This is a genomic window from Helicobacter pylori (assembly GCF_001653455.1).
Classification (GTDB): domain Bacteria; phylum Campylobacterota; class Campylobacteria; order Campylobacterales; family Helicobacteraceae; genus Helicobacter; species Helicobacter pylori_A.
On the sequence record NZ_CP011486.1, the window covers coordinates 1,022,938 to 1,040,150 of the forward strand.

General features: G+C 38.0%; 17 protein-coding genes and 1 pseudogene. 10 read left to right on the forward strand and 8 right to left on the reverse strand.

Going from position 1 to position 17,213, the window contains the following annotated elements:
- Window positions 1–2 precede the first annotated feature (2 nt).
- Entirely contained in the window at window positions 3–230 is a 228-nt protein-coding gene (locus AA977_RS04800; RefSeq protein WP_001191188.1) for a cell division protein ZapB, read from the reverse strand.
- 196 nt (window positions 231–426) lie between these two features.
- Here AA977_RS04800 and AA977_RS04805 point away from each other — a divergent pair, with 196 nt between their 5' ends.
- Entirely contained in the window at window positions 427–1,179 is a 753-nt protein-coding gene (locus AA977_RS04805) for an SPOR domain-containing protein (RefSeq protein WP_064434787.1), read from the forward strand.
- A 129-nt stretch (window positions 1,180–1,308) separates the two neighbouring features.
- Here AA977_RS04805 and AA977_RS04810 read toward each other — a convergent pair whose 3' ends face one another.
- Complete coding sequence (locus AA977_RS04810) at window positions 1,309–1,839, reverse strand: hypothetical protein (RefSeq protein ID WP_064434788.1); 531 nt, start codon at window positions 1,837–1,839, stop codon at window positions 1,309–1,311.
- Between the two features lie 179 nt (window positions 1,840–2,018).
- On the opposite strand from AA977_RS04810, the gene AA977_RS04815 reads away from it, so the two are divergent.
- The 3 genes from AA977_RS04815 to gdhA are packed head-to-tail and all read left to right on the forward strand — an operon-like array spanning window position 2,019 to window position 5,482.
- Window positions 2,019–3,242, forward strand: coding sequence for a M48 family metallopeptidase (locus AA977_RS04815; protein ID WP_064434789.1), 1,224 nt, complete (start codon window positions 2,019–2,021; stop codon window positions 3,240–3,242).
- Window positions 3,239–4,075: a peptide chain release factor N(5)-glutamine methyltransferase gene (locus AA977_RS04820; protein ID WP_064434790.1), complete on the forward strand. Its 837-nt coding sequence runs from the start codon at window positions 3,239–3,241 to the stop codon at window positions 4,073–4,075. The genes AA977_RS04815 and AA977_RS04820 overlap by 4 nt, the downstream gene beginning before the upstream one ends.
- Window positions 4,076–4,135: 60 nt before the next feature.
- On the forward strand, window positions 4,136–5,482 hold the full coding sequence (gene gdhA / locus AA977_RS04825; RefSeq protein WP_064434791.1) for an NADP-specific glutamate dehydrogenase: 1,347 nt from the start codon (window positions 4,136–4,138) through the stop codon (window positions 5,480–5,482).
- 13 nt (window positions 5,483–5,495) lie between these two features.
- Here gdhA and AA977_RS04830 read toward each other — a convergent pair whose 3' ends face one another.
- The 4 genes from AA977_RS04830 to hemH all read right to left on the reverse strand — a co-directional run bounded on the left by AA977_RS04830 (window position 5,496) and on the right by hemH (window position 11,160).
- Entirely contained in the window at window positions 5,496–6,524 is a 1,029-nt protein-coding gene (locus AA977_RS04830) for a glycosyltransferase family 10 domain-containing protein (RefSeq protein ID WP_253764847.1), read from the reverse strand.
- Between the two features lie 69 nt (window positions 6,525–6,593).
- On the reverse strand, window positions 6,594–9,404 hold the full coding sequence (ccsA, locus tag AA977_RS04835) for a cytochrome c biogenesis protein CcsA (protein ID WP_064434792.1): 2,811 nt from the start codon (window positions 9,402–9,404) through the stop codon (window positions 6,594–6,596).
- Between the two features lie 9 nt (window positions 9,405–9,413).
- The gene (locus AA977_RS04840; RefSeq protein ID WP_064434793.1) at window positions 9,414–10,079 is read right to left on the reverse strand and encodes a SoxW family protein; all 666 of its coding nucleotides are present in this window, start codon (window positions 10,077–10,079) and stop codon (window positions 9,414–9,416) included.
- A gap of 73 nt (window positions 10,080–10,152) precedes the next feature.
- The gene (hemH, locus tag AA977_RS04845) at window positions 10,153–11,160 is read right to left on the reverse strand and encodes a ferrochelatase (RefSeq protein WP_064435203.1); all 1,008 of its coding nucleotides are present in this window, start codon (window positions 11,158–11,160) and stop codon (window positions 10,153–10,155) included.
- Between the two features lie 55 nt (window positions 11,161–11,215).
- Between hemH and AA977_RS04850 the strand changes: the two genes are divergently transcribed.
- Entirely contained in the window at window positions 11,216–11,647 is a 432-nt protein-coding gene (locus AA977_RS04850) for a hypothetical protein (protein ID WP_064434794.1), read from the forward strand.
- Window positions 11,648–12,328, forward strand: a complete 681-nt coding sequence (locus AA977_RS04855; protein ID WP_064434795.1) for a 16S rRNA (uracil(1498)-N(3))-methyltransferase — start codon at window positions 11,648–11,650, stop codon at window positions 12,326–12,328. It begins immediately after the preceding gene.
- 78 nt (window positions 12,329–12,406) lie between these two features.
- Here AA977_RS04855 and AA977_RS04860 read toward each other — a convergent pair.
- Both AA977_RS04860 and dcd read right to left on the reverse strand, forming a co-directional pair.
- Window positions 12,407–12,841, reverse strand: a pseudogene (locus tag AA977_RS04860) (hypothetical protein); the annotation flags it as partial.
- A 150-nt stretch (window positions 12,842–12,991) separates the two neighbouring features.
- Complete coding sequence (gene dcd / locus AA977_RS04865) at window positions 12,992–13,558, reverse strand: dCTP deaminase (RefSeq protein WP_000523107.1); 567 nt, start codon at window positions 13,556–13,558, stop codon at window positions 12,992–12,994.
- 124 nt (window positions 13,559–13,682) lie between these two features.
- On the opposite strand from dcd, the gene accB reads away from it, so the two are divergent.
- The 4 genes from accB to AA977_RS04885 all read left to right on the forward strand — a co-directional run bounded on the left by accB (window position 13,683) and on the right by AA977_RS04885 (window position 17,142).
- A complete protein-coding gene (gene accB / locus AA977_RS04870) occupies window positions 13,683–14,168 on the forward strand; it encodes an acetyl-CoA carboxylase biotin carboxyl carrier protein (protein ID WP_064434797.1) in 486 nt (161 codons plus the stop codon).
- Window positions 14,169–14,173: 5 nt separating this feature from the next.
- Window positions 14,174–15,541, forward strand: coding sequence for an acetyl-CoA carboxylase biotin carboxylase subunit (locus tag AA977_RS04875; protein ID WP_064434798.1), 1,368 nt, complete (start codon window positions 14,174–14,176; stop codon window positions 15,539–15,541).
- Window positions 15,542–15,631: 90 nt separating this feature from the next.
- Window positions 15,632–16,594 carry a hypothetical protein gene (locus tag AA977_RS04880; protein ID WP_064434799.1) on the forward strand — a complete coding sequence of 321 codons (963 nt, stop codon included), beginning with the start codon at window positions 15,632–15,634 and terminating at the stop codon, window positions 16,592–16,594.
- Window positions 16,594–17,142, forward strand: coding sequence for a hypothetical protein (locus tag AA977_RS04885; protein ID WP_064434800.1), 549 nt, complete (start codon window positions 16,594–16,596; stop codon window positions 17,140–17,142). Before AA977_RS04880 ends, AA977_RS04885 begins: the two co-directional genes overlap by 1 nt.
- The last annotated feature ends 71 nt before the right edge of the window (window positions 17,143–17,213 follow it).

The window sequence follows — 17,213 nt, forward strand, 5'->3', positions numbered from 1 at the left end:
GTTTATGACAATAAATCAGAGATTTTGTCATAAAGACCTTGAATGCCCTTATCTTTAGCACTCAATTCATCGTATAAAATAGCGATTTGAATGTCTTTTTCTTCATTTTGCGCATTTAGCGTGGTGTTTGCTTGGCGTAAAGCGTTTAATTCTTCTTCTTGTTTTTTGATTTTTTCAATCAACTCATCAATTTTAGCGCCCAACTGGTTTAACAAACTTAGAGATTGCATAATAAGCCTTTCATGGTTTTTAAAAGTTATTATATCAAAGCTATTTGATTATCGCAAAATACCCCTATTTTATTAAGGTAACGACTTTTATCATAAAATAAGGTAACTAAAACCCCATTTTTAAACAATTCTTATGGTGGTGTTGGGTATTTTTGATTACCATAACAAAATAGAGAGCCTTACTTGGGAATGATAAATGCAAAAGAATATATTAAAAATGACGCTGTTGTTGGTTTTTCTCTTTTTAGGAAACGCTGTTGGTTTAGAGGATAAAGAAGCGACTACCCAGCCCAAAAGCCCTCAAAATACGCCTAAAAATTTACCCCCCATCCAATTAAAGCTTGATCAAGCCCATGAAGATCTTATTAAAATGTTAGACAACATGGGAAAAAGCACGCAGTATGAGTTCCCTAAAATTAAAGAAATCCTAGAGCAAAGCGAAGAAGAATGGCTCAAAGTCGCCCATGAAGAATGCATAGCGTTAGTCATGTTAGTAAGCCCAAAAGCTTCTATTGAACATAGCCCCATTTATAAAAATTGCTATGAAGCTTATGTGAAGCAAAGAATCCATGATTTATATGATTTTTATATAGAGAGCAAAAAGGTGAAAAGAAAGATCAAAAAAGCCCGTAAGCAAGAGGTTGCTACCAATCAATCCCAATCCGCAAAAAAAGAACCGCCTAAAAATGAGCGTCAAAAAAACTTGACAAAACCGAGCTTAACAGATGCGAGTATCCCTAAAGGGTATTACTTGCAAGTGGGGGCTTTTTTGAACGCGCCCAGTAAGGATTTTTTGCAAACGCTCAAAAATTTCCCTTATAAAATAGAGAAAAAAGACTCCCTCACGCATTATTTTATTGGCCCTTACAAAATCAAAGAAGAAGCCCTAAAACAGCTTGAAAATGCGGCTAAAAGCTTTAAAAATAAGCCTGTGTTGGTGGAAAAATGATTGTTTTAATTCCAATTCTTAATAGCTTTTTTTAACGGAGCATTGGCGATAAAAAATAAAACTCAAAAGCATTTTTTAAATAGTCAAAGAGCTTGTTTTAATCAAGCGATCATCTCTTAAAAAGCGATCTTATTGGATTTTCATTTGATAAAGCCATCTGGCTATCAATGCGACAAACAAACTCGCACCCAAAAACGCATAGCCTATCATTTTATAAAGGGGGATAAAGGTTTTTTGAATTTCTTCTTCTATAATAATGATTTTAGAAACCCCTAAGCGGTTATTTGGAGCGTCATCTATGAGGTAAAAACCCTGTTTTTTAAGCACAAAATAGGGGGTTTTGATTAAGGCTTCCTTTTTAAAAGAAATCACAAACGCCCCAACATTGGAAAACTTGACCTTATTGTCTGTATCCAATAAGACAAAGGGGGTGTTTTTGAATCGCTCTTCTAGGATTTTTAAAGGCTCTAAAGAAGAGGTATTATTGAGTTCTAAAAGGCTTTTAGCGATAACATCAGCGGTGTATTGCATGCGTATTTGGGTGTTTTCTAAGAGGTTGTTTTTTGCATAAAAGAAAAATGACGCTAACAAAACCCCCACTAAAAGCAAGGTAGAAAAAAGATAAACCATCAAAAAACGCTTTTTAAAAGCATAGGGCATGACAAACCTTTTTATAGTGGGTTGGATAACACGGCTTTTTACTATCCACTTGAATTAAAAACACTCAAAAGTACCCCCTTTTTTTTACCATATTTATTTAATTTTATAGCAAATTTTTGAAAAATTGTTATAATTCCTGCACTTTTATTGGTAAATTTAATGAAAAAGGAGTTTAGAACATGCTTGATGTATGGATAGATATGATAATTTGTATTTTCTACTTGCTCTTTTTTACGACTCCTTACATTGTGGGCGATATTTTGCAATTGAAATGCATCCGCCAAAAGCTCTGCGAGAGGCCTATTTTACTTTCTCAAAAGGATTATGAAGAAGCGGGTCATTATGCGATTAGGAAAATGCAATTATCCATCATTTCTCAAATTTTAGACGGCATCATCTTTGCTGGCTGGGTCTTTTTTGGCTTGACGCATTTAGAAGATTTAATGCATTATTTGAATCTTCCTGAAACGCTCGGTTACTTGGTGTTTGCGTTGTTGTTTTTAGCGATTCAAAGCGTTTTATCCTTGCCCATTAATTACTACACCACCATGCATTTGGATAAGGAATTTGGCTTTTCTAAGGTGAGCTTGTCGTTGTTTTTTAAGGATTTTTTCAAAGGCTTTTTACTCACTTTAGGCGTGGGGTTGTTGTTGATTTACACCCTCATTATGATCATTGAACATGTAGAGCATTGGGAGATCAGCTCGTTTTTTGTCGTGTTTGTTTTCATGATTTTGGCTAACCTTTTTTACCCTAAAATCGCGCAGCTTTTCAACCAATTCACCCCCTTAAACAATAGGGATTTAGAAAAGCAAATTGAAAGCATGATGGATAAAGTGGGTTTTAAATCCGAAGGCATTTTTGTGATGGACGCTAGCAAGAGAGATGGGCGTTTGAATGCGTATTTTGGGGGCTTGGGCAAGAATAAACGAGTGGTGTTGTTTGACACTTTGCTTTCTAAAGTTGGGACAGAGGGGCTTTTAGCGATTTTAGGGCATGAGTTGGGGCATTTTAAAAATAACGATTTGTTAAAAAGTTTAGGGATTATGGGGGGCTTGCTCGCTTTGGTTTTTGCTCTGATCGCTCATTTGCCGCCATTGGTTTTTGAAGGCTTTAATGTCTCGCAAACGCCAGCGAGTTTGATTGCGATTTTACTCTTGTTTTTGCCGGTATTTTCCTTTTACGCCATGCCTTTGATCGGGTTTTTTAGCCGCAAAAATGAATACAACGCCGACAAATTTGGGGCGAGCTTAAGCTCTAAAGAGACTCTAGCTAAAGCTTTAGTGTCCATTGTCAATGAAAATAAGGCTTTCCCCTATTCGCACCCCTTTTATGTTTTCTTGCATTTCACGCACCCACCGCTTTTAGAACGCTTGAAAGCTTTGGATTACGAAATTGAATGACCCTTTCACAAGCCCTAAACAAAGCCAAAAAAGAATTATCCCAAAAAGGTTTTAGGGGGGGGTTAGAGTCTGAAATTTTACTGGGCTTTGTTTTGCAAAAAGAAAGGGTTTTTTTGCACACGCATGCCTATTTGGAATTAAGCCACAAAGAAGAAATGCGCTTTTTTGAATTGGTGGAAAAGTGCTTGAACGACTACCCCATAGAGTATTTATTAGAAAGCTGTGATTTTTATGGGCGTTCTTTTTTTGTGAATGAGCATGTTTTAATCCCACGGCCTGAAACGGAGATTTTAGTCCAAAAAGCGTTGGATATTATCGCTCAATACCATTTAAAAGAGGTGGGCGAAATCGGCATAGGGAGCGCTTGTGTTTCGGTGAGTTTGGCTTTAGAAAACCCTAATCTCTCTATTCATGCGAGCGATATTTCACCCAACGCTTTAGAAGTGGCGTCAAAAAATATTGAACGCTTTGATTTAAAGGAGCGTATTTTTTTAAAACAAACGCATCTTTGGGATCACATGCCAACAACACCCATGCTTGTTTCTAACCCGCCCTATATCGCTAAAAATTATCCTTTGGATAAATCCGTTTTAAAAGAACCGCACAAAGCCCTTTTTGGGGGGGTTAAAGGCGATGAAATCTTAAAAGAAATCATTTTTTTAGCCGCTGGATTAAAAATCCCTTTTTTGGTTTGTGAAATGGGGCATGATCAGTTGGAAAGCTTGAAAGAATGCTTGGAATTTTGCGGTTATGATGCAGAGTTTTACAAGGATTTGAGCGACTTTGATAGAGGGTTTGTGGGCATTTTAAAAAGTTTTTTAAGATCAAATTAAAACTTAATTACCCTTTTAGTGTTACAATAAAAACACTAAAAACAATAAAGGATGTCGCTCATGTATATTGAAAAAATCCTCCAGTCTTTACAAAAAAAATACCCTTATCAAAAAGAGTTCCACCAGGCTGTCTATGAGGCTATCACTTCGTTAAAACCCCTTTTAGACAGCGATAAAAGTTATGAAAAGCATGCGATTTTAGAGCGTTTGGTTGAGCCTGAAAGAGAGATTTTTTTTAGGGTGTGTTGGCTAGATGACAACAATCAAATCCAAGTCAATCGGGGGTGTAGAGTTGAATTCAATTCGGCTATTGGCCCTTATAAAGGGGGATTGAGGTTCCACCCTAGCGTGAATGAAAGCGTGATCAAATTCTTAGGCTTTGAGCAAGTGTTGAAAAATTCGCTCACCACTTTGGCTATGGGGGGCGCTAAGGGGGGGAGCGATTTTGACCCTAAAGGGAAGAGCGAGCATGAGATCATGCGTTTTTGCCAGGCGTTCATGAATGAATTATACCGCCATATTGGAGCCACAACCGATGTGCCAGCTGGGGATATTGGAGTGGGTGAAAGAGAGATTGGCTATTTGTTTGGGCAATACAAAAAATTAGTCAATCGTTTTGAGGGCGTATTGACCGGTAAGGGGCTTACTTATGGGGGGAGTTTGTGCCGAAAAGAAGCTACCGGTTATGGGTGCGTGTATTTTGCTGAAGAAATGTTGCAAGAAAGAAACAGCTCTTTAGAGGGTAAGGTTTGCAGCGTTTCTGGGAGCGGTAATGTCGCTATTTATACCATTGAAAAATTGCTTCAAATAGGCGCTAAACCGGTAACTGCAAGCGATTCTAATGGCATGATTTATGATAAAGAGGGCATTGATTTAGATCTTTTAAAAGAGATTAAAGAGGTTCGTCGTGGGAGGATTGAAGAATACGCTTTAGAAAAAAAGAGCGCGAAATACACGCCCACAGAAAACTACCCCAAAGGGGGGAATGCGATATGGCATGTGCCTTGTTTTGCGGCTTTTCCTAGCGCGACAGAAAATGAATTGAGCGTTTTAGACGCCAAAATTCTCCTTTCTAACGGGTGTAAATGCGTGGTTGAAGGGGCGAACATGCCCTCAAGCAATGAAGCGGTTGAATTGTTTTTGCAGGCTAAAATTTCTTATGGTTTGGGCAAGGCAGCTAATGCTGGAGGGGTGAGCGTGAGCGGTTTGGAAATGGCGCAAAATGCGAGCATGCACCCGTGGAGTTTTGAAGTGGTGGATGCGAAATTGCACCATATTATGAAAGAGATTTATAAAAATGTCTCTCAAACCGCTAAAGAGTTTAAAGACCCTACTAATTTCGTTTTAGGGGCTAATATCGCTGGGTTTAGAAAGGTAGCATCTGCGATGATAGCCCAAGGGGTTTGATTTACCCCCAATTTTACTCAATGGATATTAGCGGCTCATGCAAATCACGATAAAGAGTGAAAGGGTTATTATGATAAATCGTGTCGTTTTCTAAAATGGTTTTAAAAAAATCTAAGATTTTTTTAAAACTCAAATTTTGGTAAAAATAAGCTTTCCCATCAATTTCATTTAAAGGGTTTTCATAAAGCATGTCTAAATAAGCGTTTGGGTGCGTGTGCAAGTATCTTATATAATCAATCGCTTCATCAAAATCTTTAAAATCATGCACATTCACAAAACTTTTAGGGTTAAAATCTTTTGCCACGCTAGGACTCCCCCAATAAATAGGGATAGTGTGGCTGAAATAAGCGTCAATGATTTTTTCAGTAACATAGCCATAGCCTAAAGTGTTTTCAAAACACAGATTGAACTTGTATTGGCTTAAAAACTCGCTCTTGTTTTTGACATGATAGCCTAAAGTGTTTTTCACTGCTCCTCCCCCAGTGACCGGCTCAATAGCGTTTAAAGCCTCATAGAAAGCGTTCCTTTTAGGGGCGTTAGGATTGCTGGCGACAAAACTTGCAAACCCTCTTTTGAAAGGATCGCTCTCGCCTTTCACTACAGCGCATAAATTGGGGTGGTTTTCTTTAAATTTATGGGAGGGCTTTTTTAAAGTATAAAGGCTATCAGATTTGAGTTTGTAGGGTGCGGTGGTGTCATTCACGCTTTGAGCCTTATAATGCAAACTTGCATAATATAAAGGCATTCTCAAATAACGCTCTTTAAAATCCAATTCATCAAAGCCTATGGCGTAATCAAAGAGGTTGAAATTAGGGACTTCATTTTCACCCGTATAAAACACTCGTTTAGCGTTTTGGTAGGAGAGGATTTTTCTAGCCTCCCCAACAGGACTGCCAAAGACTAGGTCTGCGGGTTTGTTGGGGTTTTCATGAATAGCGATTTTATAGCACCGACTGAGAATAAAATAAAGAACGCTCTTTTTAAATTCTTTAGCGCCTCCCCACCAATTCGCCACAGCGATTTTTAGGGGGGGGGAACTTATATGCAATTTTTTTTTTAATTGAAGCGCTTTCTACAAAAGCATCTAATAAAGGTTGGAACATTTTATCCCTTAAACCAATTTCGGCAAACTCAAATGGCGTTTGAAATACGCCAAAACCACGAGCATAAAAGGTATCGCTACCAAAAAATACAAGAAAGTAGGGATCGGCAAGGGATCGCCTGCGGCATAGCTGTGCAAGCCAGAAAGGTAGTAATTCACGCCAAAATAAGTCATCAAAACCGAGTAAAACCCTAGCACGCTGCTGCTCGCTAACATAAAGGGCCAATTTTGAGAGCCTAAAAAACGCAAATGCAAGATCAAAGCATAGACGCAAATAGAAATCAACGCCCAAGTTTCTTTAGGGTCCCACCCCCAATAGCGCCCCCAAGATTCATTCGCCCATACTCCGCCTAAAAAATTCCCGGCCGTGAGCATGAACAGGCCTAAAATCATGCTCATTTCATTGATAGCGCTAATGGAAAGAATGGTTTTATCCAAATTGGAACGCCCTTGTTTGCGCAAAATAAACAAAACCAAACTCAAAATCCCTAGCACAAAACACAAGCCTAAAAAGCCATAACTAGCGGTAATGACAGAAACATGGATATTGAGCCAATAAGATTTTAACACCGGCACTAAATGACCAATTTGCGGGTCCATAAAGCCTAAATGAGCCACAAAGAGCGCGATACCGGCTAGAAAACTAGAAGCGGATAAGGCGAGTTTGGAGCGTAAAATAAACCCTGCGATCACAGAAGCCCATGCGATATAGAGCATGGATTCATAAGCGTTACTCCAAGGCGAATGCCCGCTCACATACCAGCGCAAAAATAGCCCCATAGAATGAGCGAGAGTGCAAAGCAAGATAGCGGTATAAAGGATTCTAATAAGCCAAATATTAGGGGGGGTGTTTTTAATGAGGGAACTGATCACAACGATGAAAAGCAACAGCCCAAGAAAAATATAAGGCAAGGTCAGGCTGTTAAAAAAATTCGTGTGGTTTAAGAAAATTTCAGAATCAACTTTAGAAGAGGGCAAATAGAGGTTTTTGGCATGCTCTTGCTGATAGGCGCTTAAATCTTGTAGGGTTTTTTCTACTTTATCCCATTGATTGGCTTTTAAAGCGTCATCAAACCCGCTAAACATATTTTTTAAAAAATCTTGCGCCACGCTTGAAATTTCTTTGTTAGGGCTGTTGATCGCTTCAATGGGCGAGAGCCAAGCGCTGGTTTTATCGCTAGGGAAAATGCGTAAAAATTGGGCGCTAAAAAGCGTATAAACTAAGTTGATGCGTTCATCCACTTTTAAGACATCTTTATCCAACTCGTTGCGCTCGTTGGGGGATTTTTGATTGACTTCTTCAACTAAATTTTTCAATTTATACCCACGGCTATCAAACACATCTCTAAAAGCGATACGGCTTTCATCTAAAGGCGTGCCAATAAGTTTTCTTAAGGCTTTAGTGGAAGTGTAAATCATCTTAACGCTGCGCCAATCATCAGGGAAAAACATGATCCCTAAAAGCACTTGCATAGCGTTTAGCCCTTGAAAATCATCTTTTCTTAAAATTTTATGAATATATTCAATGCTAATGGTGTCAAGGGGCTTGATACGCCCGTCAAAATCCTGGACTTGAAGCCTTTGAAAGGCTTTCAAATGGTCTTTGGAATACTCTCTCAAATGCTTCAAACGCTCTAAAATAACGCTTTTAGAATCTTCTTTGTTAGCGGAATTTTCTACGCTTTGTCGCTCAATTGAAGCGCTTTTGCCCCCATGCATATCAATTTGGCTCTCATTGGCGAATGAATGGGTTAAGGGGCTGATCATAATAAAAGCGAGTAAGAAACTAGCCATTTGTTGGGATTTTAAAAAGCGTGAAAGCTTTAAAAAACGCCCGTTTTTATCCAAAAGCAACCACAAAGCCCCTAAAATAAGCATCGCATACCCTAAATAAGTGGGGATTTTACCCGGGTCTTTATTGACAGAAAGGATCGTGCCTTTTTCATCCATGTCATAGGAAGATTGGAAAAAGCGATAGCCTTCATAGTCTAAGACATGGTTCATAAAAATCCTATAAGGTTTGATTAAGGTATTATCCAATTTCAAAACTTCCACTTCTGAAGCGTAAGATGAAGGGCTCATAGAGCCAGCGTAGCGTTCTAATTCAAAACGCTTCAATTTGATTTGGAAAGGCAATTCAATATCAGCCGATCCAAAACTTAAAGAAAGCTTGTCGTCTTTAAACATTTCGCTCTCTTCTATGCCTTCATTCCTGTTGGTTTTAATGAGGTTGAATTTGCGGCTCACGCCATTATAAGTCGCTTTTAGCACTAAAATAGTAGCGTCATCTTTTTTAATGGCGTTTTGCTTATAGATCTCTAAAGGTTCTAGAATTAAAGGCTTGTGATCTAAAGTGGCATGAATGGGCCTTAATCGTTTGGAATGATAAAAAGTTAAAGGCGTTTTTAAAGAAAGTTTAGTGGTGTCATTCAAAGCGATATTAAGGTAAGTGTCTGCGCTTTCAAAAGAGCTTTGAACGCTATTTTCTCGCACATGCATAAGACCTTCCACGCCAAAAAAACGCGTGATCGCTGCCCCTAAAATGATTAAAATCAAGGAGCTGTGGAAAAAAAGGCTCGCATACCTTTTGCGCTCCAAAGCTTTAGATTTGATGAATGCGCCTATTAAAACCACCAGCAAATACCCATGCAAAAAATTAAACCATGGGGTGTTATACACAATAGCCTTACTCGCGCTCGTGCCGTAGTCGTTTTCTATAAAAGTGGCTATCGCGCATGCCAAAGCGTAAAGAGCGATTAAAGGGATAGCGACCCAAAAAGAAGCCAGCAAAAAAGAAAGCAGGCTTTTGAGATTTTTCATTAGACTTTCCTAGTTAGACTTGCTTTTAGAAAGGTTGGTTTTATACTTGATGTAAGCCTTTAATTTTTTAGTGAGATCCTCATCGTTTTTCGTGTCTTGATACTTCCCATCGCCGATAAATTCTAGCACGGCTAAAAATTGTGTAGAGGGCATGTAACCGGGCAATTCATAGATGGTTTTACCGGTTTTGTCAGATAAAACAATCGTAGGGGTGGATTGGACGGCATAAATTTGCTCTAATTCTTCAGTAGACATTTTGATTTCTTTTTCATTACTTTTATCGCCGACCTTAAAATTATGCTCTTTAGAGTAGCTGATATTGACATAGTAAGCGCTAAAACGCTCTTTAATATAGTCGCGCAATTCTTTGACATTTTTAAGATCGTTTTTCAGCCTTTCACAATAAGCGCAACCATTACGGCCAAAAACTAACAGCATGTATTTATTATTAGGGCTAATGGACTTATTGTTTAGAAAAACATCTTCTAAACCGGCGTAACTCTTTTTGTCTATATTGTCTCGCTCATCGTTTAATTCTTTGGAGCTTTGAGAGCCAGAGCTTAAAAGATTTTCGTCTAATTTGTCCTTGTTGTTGGACTTGCAAGCGCTTAAAACTAGCGAAATCAATAGCAAAACGCTTAAAAATTTCTTGGAAACATAAGAGAATGAAAACATGCAATAACCTTTATCTTTTAATGGGTTTGAAAACTCAGTATCTTACTACAATAATCGCTTTTTGATGCATATTTTATCCGTCTTTGAGGTTTTTAACCCGTTCAATAATGAACTTTGCAAACTCTATAGAATCGTTTAAACACGGGCAAACTAAATACTCTTTAATCGCTAAGCGCTCTGCCATCAAGCGGTATTGTATTTCTAATTCATAGAGCGTTTCAGAATTGTCAATCGTGAAAGCCAAAGGGTAGATGATGATGTTAGACTTGCGGTGCTTTTCTATCAATTCCTCAGTGCTTGGCTCTAGCCATTTCATAGGCCCTAGCTTGGATTGGTAAGAGAGTAAAACCTCTTTAAAAGGGATATTTTTTTGTTGCATCAAATCTTTTAACAAACTCACATGATGCTCGCATTCTTGTTGGTAAGTATCGCCGGCATCAATAATGCTTTTAGGCAAGCCATGGACGGAAAAAATTAGGACAAAATCCTGGCTTTTGTGGTTGTTTAGGGCGCTTAGAATCGTGTTTAAAATGATTTCATTAAGTTTTTCGCTCGCATAAAAGCGCTCTATCACTCGCACTTTAGGGCGGAAAGTTTCTAAAGATTTTAGGGCGTTAAAAGCGTCATTGAAACTAGAAAGCGTGGTGGTGCTAGAATATTGAGGATACATGGAAAAAAACACCAGGCTTTCTACCTCTTTTAAAGCTAAATCTTGCAACACCATGGACGCATAAGGGGGGGTATAACGCATTGCATAAGTGTAAAAACGAGAAGGATCTAATTGGTTCAAACGCTCTGTAAGGGCGAATGTGATAGGCGTTAAAGGGGATTTGCCTCCTAATTTTTCATAGATCTTTTTGGATTTTTCTATGCGGCTATTGACGATCATTTTACCCACCATTTTACGCATGAAATTATTTTTAATGGTAAGGATAAGGGGGTCATCAAACATGTTTTTTAAAAACACCCCCACTTCATAAAGGCTGTTAGGCCCTCCCATATTCAAAAGAATAACTGCTTCTTTAGGGAATTTTACAGCGTTATTTTCTAAATTATTAAGCTTTTCATCTACTAAATCCATTAGCACATGATAGAATAAAACGATTAATAAAAAATAAATCATTAGAAAGAAGTTAATGTTGGAGATGAGTTTGCAGGCATTAAATACACAAGATTCTTCTGTGATGGCTCAATCCTTGCTTATCCATGCTTTTTTTGCAGCCATGCTCGCCCTAGCCTTTATGATCAATCTTTACACCCTTTTTAAAGAAAAGAATTTTATCCAATTAAACCGAAAAATCTATCTTGTCATGCCCGCAATTTACATCCTTTTAAGCATCGCTCTTTTGAGCGGGATTTTTATTTGGGCGATGCAGCAATTTGAATTTTCTTTTAGCGCTGTTGTCATGCTTTTGGGGTTATTGTTAATGCTGATAGCAGAAATCAAACGCCATAAAAGCGTGAAATTCGCCATCACTAAAAAAGAGCGGATGGAAGCGTATATCAAAAAAGCTAAAATCCTGTATTTTTTAGAAACAATTCTGATCATCGTGTTAATGGGTCTTTGAATGCGTTTTGTCTATCATCCTTTAGCCAAAGAGCCTGCTTTAAAAATAGAGGGCGAAAGTTATACGCATTTATACCGATCAAGGCGCATCAAAAGCGCGAGTGGTTTGGATTTAAGAAACTTAAACGACAATTTTTTATACACCTATGAGCATACAGAAATCACTAAAAAACACGCCCTTTTAAGGTTAGTGAGCCAACAAGAATTAGAAGTCATGGCTAGCAAAAAAACGCATTTGATTTTAAGCGTGATTGAAATCAAAAGCATTGAAAAAATGTTGCCCTTTCTTAACCAATTAGGCGTGAGTAAATTGAGTTTATTTTATGCGGATTTTAGCCAGCGTAATGAAAAAATAGACAGCGCCAAGTTAGAGCACTTTCAAAAGATTTTGATCAATTCTTGCGAGCAATGCGGCCGTAGCGCTTTAATGGAATTGGAAGTGTTTTCCAACACCAAAGAAATGCTAAAAGCCTACCCTAAAGCGAGCGTTTTGGATTTTAACGGCAAAACATTACAAACCAATTTTAATGCTGAAAAGGGCGTTATCATAGGGCCTGAAGGGGGCTTTAGCGAGCCAGAAAGAGAGCAATTTAAAGAGCGTGAAATTTATCGTATCCCGTTAGATATGGTGCTAAAATCTGAGAGTGCATGCGTGTTTGTAGCGAGCATCGCGCAAGTTTAGGGGGTATCGCAAAAGTTTTAAAAACAAGATTTTAAAACCTTAAGATCCTAACCTTTTGCTATAACCCCCCCACTAATTAAAACTCAGTTCAACATTGTTTAAATTGTAAGGCAGAAAGTTTTGTATAGTTACGCTCCCATTAACCATATTCGCATACACAGGGTTTTGAGAATAAAAAGTTAAGCCATTTTCTATATTGTCCGTGGTGAATAGAGCCGTGGCGTTTTTTAAAATCGTGCTTTGGGGTATGTAGTATTTTCCGTAAGCGCTTTGTGGGGTGGCTGTATCGCCTTTAGTTTGCTCTTTAGTTTGTGGGTGGGTTAGGGGGCTTTCATAGGGATTTTGGGTGTTTTGGGTTATTGTTTGTTCTTTGGTTTGTGTGCCTTCTAATAGCCCGGTTTCAAACCCGGCTTCTATAAAAAAGCCGTCTTTTTGATTTTTTTGAAAGGCTTCTAAAGGATTGAATAGGCCAATTAAAGACAAACAAATCGTTTTACTAACGAGTTTTAGCATAATATTTTCCTTTAGTGTTTTACTCTAAAAGAGTCTGTAACTTAATAAAGACTGAATTTTCTTATTATAATACATTTTTGAGAAATTGCAGTATCGTTTATATCAAAAGCAAAAACGCCAACGGGTAAAGGCTTTCATCTTTTTTTAAAATCACTTTAAGATCTTAGGCAAAGTGATACCCACTTGCCCTTGATACTTACCGCCTCTGTCCTTATAACTTTGCTCGCACACCTCATCGCCTTGCAAAAACACCACTTGTGCGATCCCTTCATTTGCATAGACTTTAGCGGGTAAATTGGTGGTGTTAGAAATTTCAATCGTGATATAGCCTTCAAATTCTGGCTCAAAAGGCGTAACATTCACAATAATTCCGCATCTGGCGTAAGTGCTTTTCCCTAAACAAATCGCTAAAGTGTCTTTAGGCATTTTAAAATACTCTATCGTATGGGCTAGGGCGAACGCGTTAGCCGGTAAAATAAAATAACCTTCTTTGCTCGCATCAATTTTAGTTGCATTGTTAGGATCAAAGTTTTTAGGGTCAATCAAAGCGTTTTTATTGTCAAAGAGCATGAACTCACTCCCCACTCTAATATCATACCCATAACTGCTCAAACCATAGCTAATCACATTTTTACCGACTTGTTTTTCGCAAAAAGGGCTAATCATGCCATGCTCTAAACTCATTTTTTTAATCCAAGAATCCGCTTTCAATCCCATACGCATAAAGCCTTTAAAGTTTGTTAATAATTATGTTATTATAACAATAATTTTTTGCTAAAAACGCTTATAGTTGGTAAGATTATGTGTTTGTGGCGTATTTTAAAATAAGGAATAAATTGTTATGAACCTTTCTGAAATTGAAGAACTGATCAAAGAATTTAAAGCTTCTGATTTAGGGCATTTGAAATTAAAGCAAGAGCATTTTGAATTGGTTTTAGATAAAGAATCCGCTTATGTGAAACATAAAAACGCGCTAAATCCCACTCATTCTTCAGCCCCCATTCCAACCCCCATTATGGTAGAAGCGAGCATGCCAAGTGCTCAAGCCCCTGTGCCTATGGTATGCACCCCTATTATGGATAAAAAAGAAGATTTTGTGCTTTCGCCTATGGTAGGTACTTTTTACCATGCACCCTCTCCTGGGGCTGAGCCTTATGTCAAGGCGGGCGATACGCTCAAAAAAGGGCAGGTTGTGGGCATTGTAGAAGCGATGAAAATCATGAATGAAATTGAAGTGGAATACCCTTGCAAGGTCGTTTCTGTTGAAGTGGGAGACGCTCAGCCGGTAGAATACGGCACAAAACTCATCAAAGTAGAAAAGCTTTAAAATCCATGGCTAAAGAACATAAAAAGGTGGAAAAAAAAGAGCTTTCACGCATTTTGATCGCTAACAGAGGCGAGATCGCTTTAAGAGCGATCCAAACCATTCAAGAAATGGGGAAAGAATCCATAGCGATTTATTCAATCGCTGATAAGGACGCCCACTATCTCAATACGGCTAACGCTAAAGTGTGCATAGGGGGGGCAAAATCCAGTGAAAGTTATTTGAATATCCCGGCCATTATTAGCGCGGCGGAATTGTTTGAAGCGGATGCGATTTTCCCTGGGTATGGGTTTTTGAGTGAAAATCAGAATTTTGTAGAGATTTGCTCGCACCATTCTTTGGAATTTATTGGCCCGAGCGCAAAAGTGATGGCTTTAATGAGCGATAAATCTAAAGCCAAAAGCGTGATGAAAGAAGCCGGCATGCCTGTGATTGAGGGCAGTGATGGGCTGCTTAAAAGCTATCAAGAAGCCGAAGAAATCGCTGATAAAATCGGCTATCCTGTCATCATTAAAGCAGCCGCTGGTGGGGGTGGGAGAGGCATGCGTGTCGTGGAAAATAAATCCAAGTTAAAAAATCTCTATTTGGCCGCAGAAACAGAAGCTTTGAGCGCATTTGGCGATGGGAGCGTGTATTTAGAAAAATTCATCAACAAGCCCAAGCACATTGAAGTCCAAATTTTAGCCGATAAGCATGGCAATGTCATTCATGTGGGTGAAAGGGATTGCTCCGTGCAAAGACGCCAACAAAAGCTCATTGAAGAAACCCCGGCGGTGGTTTTAGAAGAAAGCGTCCGTAAGCGTTTGCTAGAAACAGCGATCAAGGCCGCTAAACACATCGGCTATGTGGGGGCTGGGACTTTTGAATTTTTGCTTGATTCTAACATGAAAGATTTTTATTTCATGGAGATGAACACCCGCTTGCAAGTGGAACACACCATTAGTGAAATGGTGAGCGGGTTAAACCTCATTGAGTGGATGATTAGAATCGCTCAAGGCGAAGAATTGCCCAAGCAAGAAAGCTTTTCTCTCAAAGGGCATGCGATAGAATGCCGCATCACTGCAGAAGATCCTAAAAAATTCTACCCAAGCCCGGGTAAAATCACTGAATGGATCGCTCCTGGTGGGGTGAATGTGCGCCTTGATTCGCATGCTCATGCCAATTATGTCGTGCCTACGCATTATGATTCTATGATTGGCAAGCTCATTGTGTGGGGTGAAAACAGAGAAAGAGCGATCGCTAAAATGAAAAGGGCTTTGAAAGAATTTAAAGTAGAAGGCATTAAAACGACCATTCCTTTTCATATTGAAATGCTTGAAAATGCAGATTTCAGGCAAGCAAAAATCCACACGAAGTATTTAGAAGAAAATTTTTAAGTTTTAAGGATTTTCTTAAGCATGGTTTGAGGGTTTTAAACGATCAGAAAATCGGCGTTAAGTTTTGTAGTTTTGTAGTAAAATTTTTTCATGCAAACCTTGTTTAAAGAAATTACCCCTAAACGCTATGCCAATGGCAATGAAATGAAAGAAAATTCTAGCAATGTTCTAGATCAATATTTCACCAAACCTAGCGTGGCTTCAAAATGCTTTCAAAAAGCTTGTGAAGTTATTAAAAAATACGAAAAGCTAGATGACTTTATTTTTCTAGAGCCCAGTGCAGGCGATGGGGTGTTTTATGACTTGTTCCCTAAAAATAGACGCATTGGTATAGATATTGAACCTAAAAGAGATGGATTTATTCAATGCGATTTTTTAAATTATGAATTGCCCGCGCATCAAAAAATAATTTGCTTGGGCAACCCTCCTTTTGGGCATCGTGGGGTTATGGCATTAGAATTTATCAACCATGCTAGAAATTGTGATTTTGTGTGTTTTATCCTGCCCATGTTTTTTGAAAGTCAAGGAAAAGGCTCTATTAAGTATCGTGTGAAAAGCTTGAATCTGCTTTATAGCGAACGCTTAGAAAAAAATGCATTTATAGATTTTAAAAATAAAGAAGTGGATGTGCATTGCGTGTTTCAAATTTGGAGCAAAAAATATCAAAATAAAAAAAGTGAATTTTCTTGGTATAAGAATCGCCATAAAGAACCCTTTAGCGAATATATCAAAGTTTTCACGGTTTCATTGGCTAAAAACAGAGAATGCGGTAAAGAGTGGATTTTTAATCAAAAAGCGTCTTTTTACATTTCATCAACTTTTTATAAAAGCACGCAAATTGTAGAGAACTTTGAAGAAGTTAAGTATCAATCTGGTATTGCTGTGGTATTTACTAGCGCTAACGAGATTTTAAACGCTAAGTTAAAAAAACTATTCCAAGAAATTGATTGGACAAAATACGCGAGTTTAGCGACTAATTCTTGCTATCATTTAGGCAAAAGCCATATTTTTCAAGCCCTACACGATCATTTGGATAATTTAAAGGATAATTGATGGACTTAGAACAAACTTTTTTAAAAATTATTGAAAAAAAACATAAAGAATTGAATTTAGGGCAAGATTACAACGCTATTTTTTCAAAAATTAGAGATTTTGAAGCCAACGCTATAGGGCAGATTGGCGAAGAATTTTTAAAAAGCGTGCTTAACGCTATAGACGAAGTGATCAATGATGGCATTATTCATGATGAATACGATATTACGACAAAAAGCGGCGTGTCTTTTGAAGTTAAAACCGCACGAAAAGGCAGAGCTAACAACACTTTTCAATTCAATGGCATAAACCCACGATACAATTATGATTTTTTGATTGGCTTAGGAGTGTGCGAGAACAAATTGCTTTATAGAGTTTTTAAAAAAGATGAAATCCATTACATTCATAAAGAAAGAAAATACTTCATGAAACAAAATGAATTTAAAAAGCAATTAGTGTCAATGAATCCTGATAATCAAGTCAATTATAAGCTCACTCTCCATCTTAAAGAATTGGAAGAAATTGCAAATCTCATCAAAGAATTAGAAAGGATTTTAGAGTTAGATTAATATTTTTAGATAAGATTAAGTAAATTATAATGTTTATAGGAATAGAGTTTGCTTGTCTTATCTTTAAGAAA

Excerpts from the sequence above, each read along its gene's own strand:
- AA977_RS04800 (WP_001191188.1), bottom strand. The coding sequence starts at position 230 with ATGCAATCTCTAAGTTTGTTAAACCAGTTGGGCGCTAAAATTGATGAG.
- AA977_RS04805 (WP_064434787.1), top strand. The coding sequence starts at position 427 with ATGCAAAAGAATATATTAAAAATGACGCTGTTGTTGGTTTTTCTCTTT.
- AA977_RS04810 (WP_064434788.1), bottom strand. The coding sequence starts at position 1,839 with ATGCCCTATGCTTTTAAAAAGCGTTTTTTGATGGTTTATCTTTTTTCT.
- AA977_RS04815 (WP_064434789.1), top strand. The coding sequence starts at position 2,019 with ATGCTTGATGTATGGATAGATATGATAATTTGTATTTTCTACTTGCTC.
- AA977_RS04820 (WP_064434790.1), top strand. The coding sequence starts at position 3,239 with ATGACCCTTTCACAAGCCCTAAACAAAGCCAAAAAAGAATTATCCCAA.
- gdhA (WP_064434791.1), top strand. The coding sequence starts at position 4,136 with ATGTATATTGAAAAAATCCTCCAGTCTTTACAAAAAAAATACCCTTAT.
- ccsA (WP_064434792.1), bottom strand. The coding sequence starts at position 9,404 with ATGAAAAATCTCAAAAGCCTGCTTTCTTTTTTGCTGGCTTCTTTTTGG.
- AA977_RS04840 (WP_064434793.1), bottom strand. The coding sequence starts at position 10,079 with ATGTTTTCATTCTCTTATGTTTCCAAGAAATTTTTAAGCGTTTTGCTA.
- hemH (WP_064435203.1), bottom strand. The coding sequence starts at position 11,160 with ATGGATTTAGTAGATGAAAAGCTTAATAATTTAGAAAATAACGCTGTA.
- AA977_RS04850 (WP_064434794.1), top strand. The coding sequence starts at position 11,216 with ATGTTGGAGATGAGTTTGCAGGCATTAAATACACAAGATTCTTCTGTG.
- AA977_RS04855 (WP_064434795.1), top strand. The coding sequence starts at position 11,648 with ATGCGTTTTGTCTATCATCCTTTAGCCAAAGAGCCTGCTTTAAAAATA.
- dcd (WP_000523107.1), bottom strand. The coding sequence starts at position 13,558 with ATGGGATTGAAAGCGGATTCTTGGATTAAAAAAATGAGTTTAGAGCAT.
- accB (WP_064434797.1), top strand. The coding sequence starts at position 13,683 with ATGAACCTTTCTGAAATTGAAGAACTGATCAAAGAATTTAAAGCTTCT.
- AA977_RS04875 (WP_064434798.1), top strand. The coding sequence starts at position 14,174 with ATGGCTAAAGAACATAAAAAGGTGGAAAAAAAAGAGCTTTCACGCATT.
- AA977_RS04880 (WP_064434799.1), top strand. The coding sequence starts at position 15,632 with ATGCAAACCTTGTTTAAAGAAATTACCCCTAAACGCTATGCCAATGGC.
- AA977_RS04885 (WP_064434800.1), top strand. The coding sequence starts at position 16,594 with ATGGACTTAGAACAAACTTTTTTAAAAATTATTGAAAAAAAACATAAA.